Annotated in this window: 15 protein-coding genes; 5 read left to right on the top strand and 10 right to left on the bottom strand. The window is 46.2% G+C overall.

What is annotated here, in order from left to right; all coding sequences use genetic code 11:
* Window positions 1–60: 60 nt before the first annotated feature.
* On the top strand, window positions 61–279 hold the full coding sequence (locus F905_RS13055) for a hypothetical protein (protein WP_005181560.1): 219 nt from the start codon (window positions 61–63) through the stop codon (window positions 277–279).
* An 82-nt stretch (window positions 280–361) separates the two neighbouring features.
* Here the strand turns inward: F905_RS13055 and F905_RS13050 are convergent, their stop codons facing one another.
* The 7 genes from F905_RS13050 to glnK form a co-directional block, all read right to left on the bottom strand.
* Entirely contained in the window at window positions 362–907 is a 546-nt protein-coding gene (locus F905_RS13050; RefSeq protein WP_005181559.1) for a VTT domain-containing protein, read from the bottom strand.
* A gap of 112 nt (window positions 908–1,019) precedes the next feature.
* Entirely contained in the window at window positions 1,020–1,679 is a 660-nt protein-coding gene (locus F905_RS13045) for a riboflavin synthase (protein ID WP_005181557.1), read from the bottom strand.
* Window positions 1,680–1,706: 27 nt separating this feature from the next.
* Window positions 1,707–2,996, bottom strand: a complete 1,290-nt coding sequence (locus tag F905_RS13040; protein ID WP_005181555.1) for a DNA adenine methylase — start codon at window positions 2,994–2,996, stop codon at window positions 1,707–1,709.
* Window positions 2,993–4,081, bottom strand: coding sequence for a bifunctional diaminohydroxyphosphoribosylaminopyrimidine deaminase/5-amino-6-(5-phosphoribosylamino)uracil reductase RibD (gene ribD / locus F905_RS13035; protein WP_005181553.1), 1,089 nt, complete (start codon window positions 4,079–4,081; stop codon window positions 2,993–2,995). Before ribD ends, F905_RS13040 begins: the two co-directional genes overlap by 4 nt.
* 23 nt (window positions 4,082–4,104) lie before the next feature.
* Window positions 4,105–4,563, bottom strand: a complete 459-nt coding sequence (gene nrdR, locus F905_RS13030) for a transcriptional regulator NrdR (RefSeq protein ID WP_005181550.1) — start codon at window positions 4,561–4,563, stop codon at window positions 4,105–4,107.
* A 139-nt stretch (window positions 4,564–4,702) separates the two neighbouring features.
* Window positions 4,703–6,106: an ammonium transporter gene (locus F905_RS13025; RefSeq protein ID WP_005181548.1), complete on the bottom strand. Its 1,404-nt coding sequence runs from the start codon at window positions 6,104–6,106 to the stop codon at window positions 4,703–4,705.
* Window positions 6,107–6,168: 62 nt separating this feature from the next.
* Window positions 6,169–6,507 (bottom strand): P-II family nitrogen regulator, encoded by a 339-nt coding sequence (gene glnK, locus F905_RS13020; protein ID WP_004650081.1) that lies wholly within the window; start codon window positions 6,505–6,507, stop codon window positions 6,169–6,171.
* A gap of 276 nt (window positions 6,508–6,783) precedes the next feature.
* Here glnK and F905_RS13015 point away from each other — a divergent pair, with 276 nt between their 5' ends.
* Entirely contained in the window at window positions 6,784–7,011 is a 228-nt protein-coding gene (locus F905_RS13015; RefSeq protein WP_005181545.1) for an accessory factor UbiK family protein, read from the top strand.
* Between the two features lie 69 nt (window positions 7,012–7,080).
* On the top strand, window positions 7,081–8,571 hold the full coding sequence (locus tag F905_RS13010; RefSeq protein WP_005181543.1) for a YifB family Mg chelatase-like AAA ATPase: 1,491 nt from the start codon (window positions 7,081–7,083) through the stop codon (window positions 8,569–8,571).
* Window positions 8,572–8,644: 73 nt separating this feature from the next.
* Here the strand turns inward: F905_RS13010 and F905_RS13005 are convergent, their stop codons facing one another.
* Complete coding sequence (locus F905_RS13005) at window positions 8,645–9,409, bottom strand: TorF family putative porin (protein WP_171065130.1); 765 nt, start codon at window positions 9,407–9,409, stop codon at window positions 8,645–8,647.
* Window positions 9,410–10,164: 755 nt separating this feature from the next.
* Here F905_RS13005 and F905_RS13000 point away from each other — a divergent pair.
* Window positions 10,165–11,493, top strand: a complete 1,329-nt coding sequence (locus F905_RS13000) for an OprD family outer membrane porin (RefSeq protein ID WP_005181539.1) — start codon at window positions 10,165–10,167, stop codon at window positions 11,491–11,493.
* Between the two features lie 102 nt (window positions 11,494–11,595).
* On the opposite strand, the gene ppa is transcribed toward F905_RS13000, so the two are convergent.
* Both ppa and F905_RS12990 read right to left on the bottom strand, forming a co-directional pair.
* Window positions 11,596–12,120, bottom strand: a complete 525-nt coding sequence (gene ppa / locus F905_RS12995) for an inorganic diphosphatase (protein WP_005181532.1) — start codon at window positions 12,118–12,120, stop codon at window positions 11,596–11,598.
* 117 nt (window positions 12,121–12,237) lie between these two features.
* Window positions 12,238–12,639: an MAPEG family protein gene (locus F905_RS12990; protein ID WP_005181530.1), complete on the bottom strand. Its 402-nt coding sequence runs from the start codon at window positions 12,637–12,639 to the stop codon at window positions 12,238–12,240.
* Between the two features lie 103 nt (window positions 12,640–12,742).
* Between F905_RS12990 and F905_RS12985 the strand changes: the two genes are divergently transcribed.
* Complete coding sequence (locus tag F905_RS12985; RefSeq protein WP_005181526.1) at window positions 12,743–13,129, top strand: hypothetical protein; 387 nt, start codon at window positions 12,743–12,745, stop codon at window positions 13,127–13,129.
* The last annotated feature ends 6 nt before the right edge of the window (window positions 13,130–13,135 follow it).

Here is a 13,135-nt window from a genome sequence, read left to right as displayed (position 1 = left end):
TTTAAACAGCAGTACTGCTGCCTTTTAAAGTAAAAATTATTTTTATAATTAGGGTTTAAAATGGGTATCTTGACACAAATATCGAGCAAAATTGACCATCTGCATAGTGGTGAACAATGGCATATTACTGCTCAGGATTTATTAATCAGCCGTGCAGATTTCCAGTCGCTTTATATTTACCTGACCAAAGAAGCTGAAAAGGGTACATTTTCTTTGGCACCGGTTGCAGAAGCCAGTCCACGTTTAGGCGGCACTTCCGTCACAGTGATCAAGCACTAAGGTCAGCGAATTTCTCCCCGCAAGATAAAAGTCCACCCCGCGTGGGCTTTTTTGTACGTGCGGTTTTTCAGCACTGTTTATATTAAAAAATATGACCCAGCCACGACAGGATATTGCCCAGACCGTAACCGATGGCCAATAAAGACACAATCCAGATAATGCCACCGGCAATGTTATAGGCCGTAAAGCTGGCGATGGGCATATGTCCGGAACCGGCAGCAAACGGTGCAAAAGAACGGACAAAAGGAATAAACCGTGCAATGAGAATGGTTTTACCGCCATGCTTCATAAAATAGCGGTTGGTTTTGACGATATATTCCGGTTTGAAATAACGCGAATGGTCATTAAAAAACTTCAGCCCCAAGACCTTGCCGGTATAGTAATTCACGCTATAGCCAAGAATAGAGGCCAGGCACAGTAAAATCGCCATATAGTGTAAATGCACCACATCGGTGGTTGAACATAAGGCGCCAATGGCAATCAGCAGACTGTCTCCCGGCAGGAAAAACATAAATACCGAACCGGTTTCCGCAAAGATAATTAAAAATAAAATTGCATAAATCCAGACCCCATAGTTGTTGAGCAACACAGGCAGCCACTGTTCAAAATTTAGCAAAAAATCAATCATCTACACTTAACCAACGTAAGTTACTCTGTTTCGCGCAGCCTGAATTATCGCTAAAAATAAAAAAACAGTCTAATTTTTTCAATCAGACTGTTCTGTACAGCAGCGTCAGGACTTATTTTAAGAAGCCATTTTCGGCCAGAAAGTCCATGCTGATTTTTGACTGTGCCGTGGTTTCTGCGGCTTTTTCACCGAGCAGTAAACGCTCGATATAACGCGCCAAAACATCCACTTCCAGATTGACTTTGCTGCCAGTTTTCCAGGTACCAATATTGGTACGCTCTGCGGTATGCGGAATCAGGTTCAGGCTGATTACACTGCCACGCAAATGGTTAATGGTCAGGCTGATGCCATCTACAGTCACCGAACCTTTTTCGGCCAGATATTTGGCAATTTCAGCCGGTGCAGTCACTTCAAAATATAAAGAACGCGCATCTTCACGCACCAAGGTAATTTCACCCACGGCATCGACATGACCACTGACAATATGTCCGCCAAAACGGGTGGTCGGTAACATGGCTTTTTCCACATTCACCGGCTGGCCAACTTTCCAGTTACCTAAGGTAGTCCGGTTTAAACTTTCCCGTGACACATCGGCCGCGTACCAGTTATCGCCCCACTCAATAACGGTCAGGCAGATGCCGTTGGTGGCAATAGAATCCCCCAGATGGACATCGGACATATCCAGATCGGTCTGAATACGCAGGCGGACATCACCACCGACACTTTGCAGGCTGTCCACTTTGCCCACGCTTTCAATAATTCCTGTAAACATAGTCTTTTCTCTTATTGTCTCTAGTGCTTACCACAAGGCCAGTTGGGTGCTGACACCGCTGGTATCGACCCCGCCCAGCTCGGCAAAGTGATGCAACTGCCCCAGCAACTGCCGGATTGGCGGGCCAGACTTGGCATGAGTATCGGTAATCACAATAAATTCCAGTACTCGTGCACGTTCAGACTGACGCTGCTTGCTGACCCGGTAACGCGGTACATCCTGGGTTAACAGGCTGACCCGGCCACGTTTTAAATTGGCCTGCAACAAATCCACTGCACTGATATTGCCATCGGTGGAGTAACTGGTCAGGATATAACGTGCATTAATGGTTTCTAACAGTTTCTCATACGCTTCTTTGGCGTGCTTGGACGAGTTATACGGACTCGGACGCTCTTTGCGCCAAGCACGGTCAATGCCGCTCTTGAAGCCTTTGGTATCTGGCGTTGGTAAATCAACCTGATCCCACAAGGTTAAGGCATTTAACACATGATAGTTACTGCTATAAGCATGCTGGTTATATGGCGGATCTAAATACGCCACATCCACTTCAAAACCGCTCATCTGGTTGGCCAGATGCTGGGCATCAACACACCACATTTCGGCAGCCGGACGTTTCGGATCACCAATTTCACAGAAGCGGCTTGGGGTTAACCACAACAAAGATTCAATCCGTTCCAGTGCAGTCTGGGTTTTACCACCCCAGCCATGGTGGAAACTTTTAAAGACCCCGGAGGTGTTGCTGACAAAACTGGCCGAATACAACAAAGGCGCCAGCAGCGCGCTCATCTCGACATCATCAATCGCGCCTTGCGCCTGCCAGGTGGCAATCTGCTGGCGGATGGCATCAATACGCATCCCGTTACGGCGTTTAAAGAATAAACGGTCGCGGGTCGGATCATAAATTTCATCATTGCGTGGGCACAGGTTATGCGTGACCCAGCCTTTGACTTCTGGCAAACGGTTTAAATAATCAATCGCTTTCTGATAACCGCCCAGCTCTTTAAACGCCGGCGCTTCTACACAGGCCAAAATCGCATGATTCAGCGCATGGCTATACGGTTCCCAGTCATTGGCAATTACCCGATAGCCATTTTGTCGGGCCAGACGTGAAACCACGCCTGAACCGGCAAAAAAGTCAGCGAAGATCGGGGCGCGGCCGCCTTTGTTCAGGGTGCCGGTCTGCTCCAGCGCTTCCAGAATCAGATGTAACAGACGACGTTTATTCCCCAGATAAGGAACCAGCTGATGGAAAAGATATTCATCTGTCGTACGTGCGGCGTGACGACGTTTGTGATAAACCGTAGACTCTGAATTCATAACGTCTCTTGAGAAGGGGTTAACCTTAAGCGCACATCATCACCGAATTGAGTGACGTCGCAAAGTTTAAATCGAAGTTGTTGTGCCATACGCTCAAATTCTGCCTGAAACATGGCACGTGCAGACCGGCCTAACAGGGTCGGAGCCACATAACTGATCACTTCGTCGACCAGTTGCTGCTGTAAAAAGGCGGTCGATAGTGTCGCACCGGCTTCAATCAGCACATCATACAGCTGATACTGCTGCACCAAAGTTCGAAGTAGTTGATCCAAAGGCTGAACCTCGAGCTGGATCACGCCCAGCGCCTCAAGCTCGGCCCGATACGGACCCATCACCATCACACTGTCCGGCTGCTCGAGCAGCTTGGCGGTTAAGGGCAAGCGTCCCTGACGGTCCAGTACCAGCCGTTTCGGCTGGACAATGCTGCTGATGTCCTGATGTATCGCCAGCTGGCGGACATTGAGCTGACAGTCATCGGCCAGCACGGTTTCAATCCCGGTAATCACCACTGCTGAAATCGCACGCCAGTGCTGCACATCCAGACGCGCCGAATTGCCGGTAATCCATTTCGATTCACCGGAGGCCATGGCAGTACGGCCATCCAGACTTGACGCCACTTTTAAGCGGACATAAGGCTGACCCGTGGCCATGGCTTTTAAAAAGCCCAGATTCAGCTGATGCGCCTGCTGTTCCAGCACGCCTACCTCCACCTGAATTCCGGCATCGCGCAGAATCTGCACGCCTTTACCAGCCACCAGCAGATTCGGATCAGGACAGGCCACTACCACTCTGGCCACACCGGCTTCGACCAGACCTTTGGCACAAGGCGGGGTACGTCCATAATGCGCACAAGGTTCCAGAGTCACGTAAGCGGTTGCACCGCGGGCGGCATCGCCGGCATCACGTAAGGCAAATACTTCGGCATGTGGCTGTCCGGCACGCGGATGATAGCCCTCACCCACCAGCTGTCCGTCTTTAACCAGCACACAGCCCACATTCGGATTCGGTTTGGTCGAGTACTGTCCGAGTCGTGCCAGTTCAATGGCACGCTGCATCCAGATTTGGTCTTGAGTTAACTCGGACATGTCACCACTCTTGCGCGTTGAGCTTAGTATTCACGTTGCTGCATTTGTTCAATTTGACGGCGGAAGGCTTCCACATCCTGAAAGTCCTGATACACCGAAGCAAAACGCACATAGGCCACATGATCCAGCGAGAATAAAGACTGCATGACAATTTCCCCGATGGTGCGTGATTTAACATCACGTTCGCCCAGACGGCGGATTTGCAGCTGGATATCACTGAGTACCGTTTCAATCTGTTCCTGAGTCACGGGACGTTTTTGCAAGGCATGCATCAATGAACGGCGCAGTTTGGCTTCATCAAAGGGCTCATTTTTACCGTCCGATTTAATGACGCGTGGCATCACCACTTCATAACTTTCAAAGGTGGTAAAACGTTCACCACAGCTAATACATTCACGACGTCGGCGAATTTGACAGCCTTCAGCTGCCAGCCGTGAATCAATCACTTTACTGTCTGCGGCGTTGCAAAATGGACAATGCATAGTGGTTTAATTGAACAAATCCAGTTGATTTGAGAGTGTAGCAAAAAAACAGGATTTTGTAGAGTTTTACGCAATATATAGAAAAAAAACAGCCCTTTTGGGCTGTTTTACACAATATATTGATTATGCTGCTGAAAGATTATTCAACCCGTTCACCATGCTGGCTTAAATCCAGACCCATGCGTTCATCATCAGATTCAACACGGATACCAATTACCAGATCAATCACTTTCAGGATGATGAAGGTTAATACTGCAGAGTACACAATGGTGGCAATCACACCTTCCACTTGCACCCACAGCTGACCCATCAGGCTGGCAGGTGCCGCATCGCCCATAATGAATTCGCTGGCAAAGAAGGCGGTTAAAATTGCACCTACAATACCACCCACGCCATGCAGGCCAAAGGCATCTAAAGAGTCATCGGCTTTCAGGGCACGTTTCAGTGCAGTAATCCCCCAGAAGCAGACCACGCCACCAATCAGCCCCATGGCTAAGGCACCACCGACGGTGACAAAACCTGCTGCCGGGGTAATGACCACCAGACCGGCCACAGCACCTGAAGCACCGCCTAATACAGAGGCTTTACCACGGACCACTTTTTCAGTCACTAACCAGGCCAGTGCGGCTGCAGCTGCGGCAACTTGAGTCACCACTAAAGCATAACCTGCTGAACCATTGGCGCCCAGCGCAGAACCACCATTGAAACCAAACCAGCCTACCCACAGCAAGCTTGCACCCACCACAGTTAAGGTCAGGTTGTGCGGTGCCATCGATTCACGGCCCAAGCCCATACGTTTGCCCAGCATATAGGCAGCCACCAGACCAGCCACACCAGAGTTAATGTGTACCACGGTACCACCAGCGAAATCCAGCGCGCCATCATTGCCTAACCAGCCGCCACCCCAGACCCAGTGGGTAATAGGTGCATAGACCACCACCACCCAGATGGCAATGAACGCAACAAAGGCCCCAAATTTCATCCTCTCTGCAATCGAACCGCTAATAATGGCCACGGTAATAATCGCAAAGGTCATCTGGAAGATCACAAACAGAATTTCAGGAATGGTGCCACTCAAGGCATCAGTGGTAATACCGGCCAGCATGAACTTGTCCAAGCTGCCAATAAAGGCATTGCCTTCGCCAAAGGCCAAGGTATAGCCAATAATTACCCAGACCAGACTGACCACTGCGGCCGCAACAAAACTGTGCGCCATGGTGCTGAGGACGTTTTTCTTGCGCACCATACCGCCATAGAACAGGGCCAAGCCCGGAATGGTCATGAGTAGGACAAGTGCTGTTGAGACCAGAATCCAAGCGGTATCACCAGTGTCTAACACGGCTTCTTCTTCAGCCGCTACCACTTCAGGCAAAGCAGTTTCTGTAGTGATGATATCGCTTGATTCAATAAGCGCAGGTTCCACAGTATCATTTACTGTGATTTGTTCTGAAGGAGTTGGCGCTGTTACGGCTTCTTCAGCCCAAGTAACAGAACCACCCAAAAGCGCGCCGGACAAGCCGAGCGCAAGTAGCATTTTTTTCATTCGTATCCCCCAACCTAGTTTTTGTGAGTTATTAGGTACTCAGCAAACTTCGTGCCAATTGCTTAAACAGCATCTGCACCTGTTTCACCTGTACGAATACGGATGACCTGTTCCAGATTCGTCACAAAAATTTTACCGTCACCGATTTTGCCGGTGCTTGCTACACGGGTGATTGATTCAATCACTGAATCCACCATCTCATCACTAATGGCGATTTCGATTTTCACTTTTGGTAGAAAATCAACAACATATTCTGCGCCACGATACAGTTCAGTGTGACCTTTCTGACGACCGAAGCCTTTGACTTCAGTGACAGTGATCCCTTGAACACCAATTTCTGACAGTGCTTCACGCACGTCATCTAATTTAAAGGGTTTTACAATTGCAGTTACGAGCTTCATGTGTGTTTTCCTTCGGCTTATTTCACCAGTAAGGTTTTATGTTCAAATTTCATGCCAAAACTCCTAAGGTCGGGGGAAATTAGAAGTTACGGCATGTGATTTATTTATATCTTATTTTATACCTTTCTCATGCACCAATCTTCAAAAAATAAACATTTTTCTGTAGAGATTTACGATCTCCGGCATCGAATAAAACCATATTTCATCTGAAACACTATAGTCTGGGCCAGAGCAATGCTACACTGCGCTTTTCAGTCCACTGGAATGGAATTTATTATGATAGAAACCTTATTACAGGCCATCTTAGAACAGGTCGATCAACCGAAAAAAGACTTAGAACATAACCTGCGTGCCCTGCTAAGCGAAGCCGTCAGCAAAATGGATCTGGTGTCCAAAGAAGAGCTGGACCGTCAGCGCACTGCACTGAATAATGCCAATCTTCGTTTAAATGAACTGCTGCAGCAGGTAGAAGCACTCGAACAAAAGATTTTGAACAAAGAATAAGCACCTTCTTAGTGCAACAAAAGACGCATAACGACCAAAAATAACGCACCAAAACGGAACATAACAACAATGTCTTTTGCCAAAATTTATACGCGGGGTCTGCTTGGACTGAATGCCCCGTCTATTGAAGTTGAAGTCCATTTAAGTCAGGGTCTGCCCTCCTTAACCATTGTCGGTCTGGCCGAAGCCGCGGTCCGTGAAAGTAAAGACCGGGTTCGCTCGGCCATTATTAACAGTGGTTTTCAGTTTCCCACCAAACGTTTGACCATTAATCTGGCCCCGGCCGACTTACCCAAAGATGGCTCGCGTCTGGATTTACCGATTGCTTTAGGCATTCTGATTGCTTCCGGACAATTGCCCGAACAGGCCGCAGACAACCTGGAATTTATTGGTGAACTGGCGCTGGATGGCCAATTGCGTCCGGTCACCGGGACTTTAAGTATTGCCATTGCCTGTCAGGCGGCTGGTCATCAACTGGTATTACCGGAACCCAATGCGCAGGAAGCTGCACAACTGCCCGACTTTCAGGTGTTTGCGGCCAGTCATCTGAAACAGGTCTGTGAGCATCTGGCGCAGGCTGCGCCGCTGCAGCCTTTTGCAGCAAGCTCGGAAACCCGTTTGGAACGCTATGCTTTTGATCTGGCGGATGTCAAAGGACAGCTGCGACCTCGGCGTGCCCTGGAAATTGCCGCTGCCGGTGGCCATTCCTTGCTCTTTAAAGGTCCACCCGGTACAGGCAAGACTCTCTTGGCCTCACGTCTGGCCAGTATTTTGCCGCCCCTGAATATGCAGGAAAATCTTGAAGTTGCCAGTATCTATTCAATTGCCAATACCCCACATCGCTTTGGACAGCGGCCATTTCGCGCCCCACATCATACCGCTTCAGCGATTGCACTGGTCGGTGGTGGCTCGCATCCGAAACCGGGCGAAATTACCCTGGCTCATTTAGGTGTGCTGTTTTTAGATGAACTGCCGGAGTTTGACCGTAAAGTGCTGGAAGTATTGCGGCAGCCCTTGGAATCCAAAGAAATTGTGATTTCCCGGGCATCGCGGCAGATTACCTTTCCGGCCAGTTTCCAGCTGATTGCCGCGATGAACCCCTGCCCGTGTGGCTATGCGTTTAATCAGGATATTCGCTGCCAGTGTTCTTCGGAAATGATCAAGCGTTATCAGAACCGGATTTCTGGGCCATTACTGGACCGGATTGATTTGCATATTGATGTACCACCATTACAGGCCCATGAGTTACATGATAAAACTGCGGTGGAAAATTCAGATACGGTTCGCCAGCGGGTAATTCAGGCCTATGAACGGCAGATGCAACGTCAAGGTATGCTGAATATGAACTTAAGTCCAAAACAGCTGGAACAGTTTGCTGCCTTAGCCACACCAGCACAGAACATGATGGATCTGGCCCAGCAGCGCTTAAACCTGTCGGCTCGCGCCTATCATCGGGTCTTAAGAGTGGCGCGCAGTATTGCCGATTTGGCCGAAAGTAGCGAGATTCAAACTGCTCATTTATCGGAAGCGCTGTCTTATCGGGCGCAGTCCAGCCCATAAAACGCATCATTAAAAACAAGCTAAAAAAATAGCCCATTTCAAATGGGCTATTTTTTCAATGTGAAGCCTTAAATTAGAATGCCTTGGTCAATGTCACGACTGCGCCTGTTTCTACGCCACGTTCAACCGCATCTGGTGTGCCTGGACCATAGTCAATATCTGAACCCACCGCAGCCAGTTCTGCCGTTAAGCCTTCAACACCGGCAAAGGCATAAGTTACGCCCAATTTCCAGTCCACATAGCTGTCATCATCACCAAAAATCTCTTCATCTGCCACGGTATAGCCTAAAGCCGCCACTCCACCAAAACCGGTCGCACCAAAAGGTACGCTATAGGTAGCATTGAAATACCAGGCATCTAAATCTGCGCCTAAAAAGTCATTGCTGTAGTTCACTGCGGTGAGCAAGCTGGCATCTTTGACCAGCACATCATTAAAGCCAAGTTTTGCATAGGCTTCTAACCAGTTTAAATCACTTTCACTTGGATAAGCGTAGTACCATAAGCCCACATCCAGTAATGGCTTGCTCGCAAATCCATCTAAGGTTGTGGCATAACCGATATATGGGTCCAGCTCTAAATGGGCCGTACCGCCGAAATCGACATTCGAGCCCCACACCCCGGCATATACACCAGATGCATGTGACAGTGCGAAACCAGCTTGTACTGCAGGATCATTAAAGGTTTGGGTCAGACCACGATAACGGTAATCTGAAGTCAGCGCTGCAGTACCGCTAAATGATAAAGCAGATGCCGAAGTGTCTTCTGCTGCAGCCACGCTGAAGCTGGCAGTTGCGGCAATGAAAGCCAGTGAAAGTGTTTTGATAGAAAATTTCATTATTTGATCCCCTGCTGCATATTTCAATGCTTTTGTGTATTTGTTTCACTCACACAGGAGATAGCAATCCCTATGCCAACACTGGCATCTGTTCAAAAAGAATAATTTCAATTTTCTTTTAACTAGTTTTAACCTATTATTTTATATAAACTTTTAATATCAGATAAAAACTTAAGAACAGCATGATACTTTTTCAATCCCACTGATGTGCTGATCCTTTCGCTGCGTTGGGAGATAAACCAGATCATTTATATTTGCTTACATCATGCGCTATTTTGAGTCGCTTAATCATTCAAAAGCTTTTTGCTGCTTAAAAAAAGTGCAATCTTGCATTCCACTAGAATGCACTGATGCATGAGATAGTCCTAATCATAGCTTCAACGAAATGCATAAAAAATTCAGCGAGATAAATCTTGTATGTACGTTTTACTCCCTGTAAAGTGCCAAATTTTCCACATCTTCACACTGTCTAAAACCGCATAATCACAAATTATTTTTTGAATAAAAAGTATAAACACAGTACATTAAAGCGCGAAAATTGCCTTCCTGTTTTGAGAAGCAAATTTTCTGCAATATGACCCAGGAAGGGTGTTTTACAAGAGCAAGGATTGAAACTGTATACGCCAGCGTTTGCATTTTTCTCAAAGAAAAATGGATAAAACGGTATCTTTTTTACAAATTCCCTATAAAATTCTTCCGGTTTCTGGGTTCTTTTTAAACAAATTGAAACATAACATTCTGGATGAGGCTCTCTCCCAATGCTAAACGCGAAAAAATTAACATTAGCAGTCCTGGTACAAGCTGCTTTAATTTCTACAGCTGTTGCTAGCGAACAAAGTGAATCTAAAGGCTTTGTAGAAGATGCAAACGGTTCGGTTTTATTCCGTACAGGTTATTTGAATCGTGATAAAAAAGATGGACTAACAAACGATACAAGCTCTGCAGCTCAAACAGCAATAATTAATCTAGATTCTGGCTTTACCAAAGGTATTGTTGGTTTTGGTGCAGGTATCATTGGTGATGCTTCATTTAAACTCGGTAAAAATGGGCATACTGGTAACCAAATGATCCCAACGCATAGTCAAGATAATGCCGATGGAACTAAAGATGCCTATGATCATTGGGCACGTGGAGGTGCTTATGTCAAAGCACGCGTATCAAACACAACGGCTAAATATGGTACGCAAGTATCTGAAATTCCAGTAATTGCAAGTAATACTGCTCGTTTAACCCCTGAGTACTACACTGGTCTTTATATTGAAAGTAACGAAATTAAAGACTTGACGTTAATCGGTGGTAAATTCACTAAAAATCAATGGTCTAATGATATCAGCTCAGACCAACAAAATTTGGACAGTGCTATTTTCTGGGGCGCGAAATACAAGTTTAACGACCAAGTTAATGCCTCTTATTATGGGGTAGACGTTAAAGATAAATTAGATCGTCACTATGGGAATGTAAATTACAGCTTTCCTACAGCAAATGGTGCGACCGTAACTTTAGATGCAATGGGTTACAATACTAAATGGAAAGTTGGAGCAGCAACCACTGATCCACGCAGTGCGACTGAAGAATTGACTAACTCAATTTGGGGTGTATCTGCAAGCTATAACAGAGATGCACACAATTTGATGCTTGCATACCAAGATAATGCGGGCAACATAGGTTACGACTATGCTTACAACGCAGATGGTCTACAAAGCATTTATGTACCAAACTCATACTTATCCGACTTTAATGGTAACGATGAAAAATCTGTTGGCTTACAGTACAACTATAATTTTAAAAACCATGGTCTTCCAGGTCTAAACTGGACAACAGCATTCGTTTATGGTTGGGATATTGATGTAGCCGAAATAAATAATCCAGCACAAATTATCGACCAAGCTGAAGAACATGAATTCTTTAACCAAGTGAAATATACGGTTCAATCTGGTGCATTCAAAGATGCAAGCTTACGCTTACGTCACTCATACTTGCGCGCAAGTGATACTTACAATAATGCTTCTGGCAACTATGTAAGTAATGCTATCGGCTCAACCAACGAATGGCGTATCTGGTTAGACATCCCGGTGAAATTATTCTAATGTCCTGACGATGGTTTAAATCAAAAAAACCTGCACACTGTGCAGGTTTTTTTATGGCGTCCTCACTAAACAAGACAGCTCAGTGAGGGGGGAAAAGCCGTATTATTTTGCAGCTTCAATCGCTTTTAATACTTCAGCTTTGGCAACGTCTGCGCCTTCCCAACCGGTCAATTTCACCCATTTGCCTGGCTCTAAATCTTTATAGTGGGCAAAGAAGTGTTCAACCTGTTGAATCAGTAACGGTGGAAGATCGGTATATTCTTTCACGTCTTTGTAAATTGGAGTCAATTTGTCGTGCGGTACCGCGATCAGTTTCGCATCAATACCACCGTCATCTTCCATGTTCAATTTACCGACCGGGCGGCAACGAATTACTGAACCTGGTTCAACCGGATGTGGTGTTACCACCAATACGTCTAATGGGTCACCATCTTCAGACAAAGTATTTGGCACATAACCGTAGTTTGCTGGGTAGAACATTGCAGTACCCATGAAACGGTCGACAAATAACGCATCAGAATCTTTATCAATTTCGTATTTGATTGGCGCTGCATTGGCAGGAATTTCAATGATTACATAGATATCATTTGGCGCATCTTTACCCGCTGGGATATTGCTGTAGCTCATGGCATCACTCTTTCACAAATTAAATTTTTTAAACCGCGTCAATTATAACGGGTTTCGGCTATTAATGACTTCGCGATTATACATTCATGACATAAAAATAGATATTTTGCTGTGCAATCACGCGGTCAGTTTAATCACCAGCAGCAATAAACAGATCGGGCAAAGTAACGATAATAACCAGATAATCGAGCGCAACGTCGCCCAGTTGGCCAGATAACACAGCCCGTACAGCAGACGAAACACCAGATAGGCAATGCCAAAGGTCATAATAATAAACTGCGGAATCACCATATATTCGGCCAGTAAAATGGCGGCAATAAACAGCGGCAGACTTTCAAAGCTGTTTTGCTGGGCAGCATTGGCACGCGCCGCCAGACCGGTAGTATTGGCTAAAAAAGAACGTGGATTTTGATTATCTTCAGATTTAAAGCCGCCAGCCATTTTTGCAATTACTGCAAATAAATAAGGCAACAGGCAGGCGATTAGAATCAGATAGACGATTCCACTAATACTTTGCATCTATTTTTTCTCGTCGGAATTCTTCAAAACTTTATCATAGCATGGTGTTTTAAGCATAAATTTTGTTAAATAGGGTGTTTTTATTCATTGTGTAGGATTCATGATGGTCAATCCTGATCAAAAAGAAATGTTCGATGTACTTGAAAAACAGCGTCAGCATCAGCTGCAAGTCGATCGGGCCTTAAAAATTGTGATTCCCATTGTGGCCTTTTTATTAACGGTCATCTGTTCCAACCTGAACATCTGGTCGACCCTGTTTACCTTTATCGTATTGTGGGTGGCCCTGTATGCGGTGGGAATTAAACGTCTGCCTTTATGGCACTGGGTGACCGTAATTCTGGTGTATTGCCTGATTGATAATATTTTAAGTTATGGCAGTTTCCATTCCTCCGGTTTTAGCCGTCAGTTTGGCTCGATGTTTATTTTCCTCGGGGTGATGGGAGTCGGACGTCCTTACTTCGACCGCTGGCTAATGAAAAAAGAGCATTAAAAAAAG

Origin of the sequence: Acinetobacter sp. CIP 53.82 (assembly GCF_000369465.1) — a bacterium.
GTDB lineage: Bacteria > Pseudomonadota > Gammaproteobacteria > Pseudomonadales > Moraxellaceae > Acinetobacter > Acinetobacter indicus.
The sequence above is the reverse complement of the archived record's forward strand: the minus strand, read 5'-3'. Positions and strand labels throughout refer to the sequence as shown.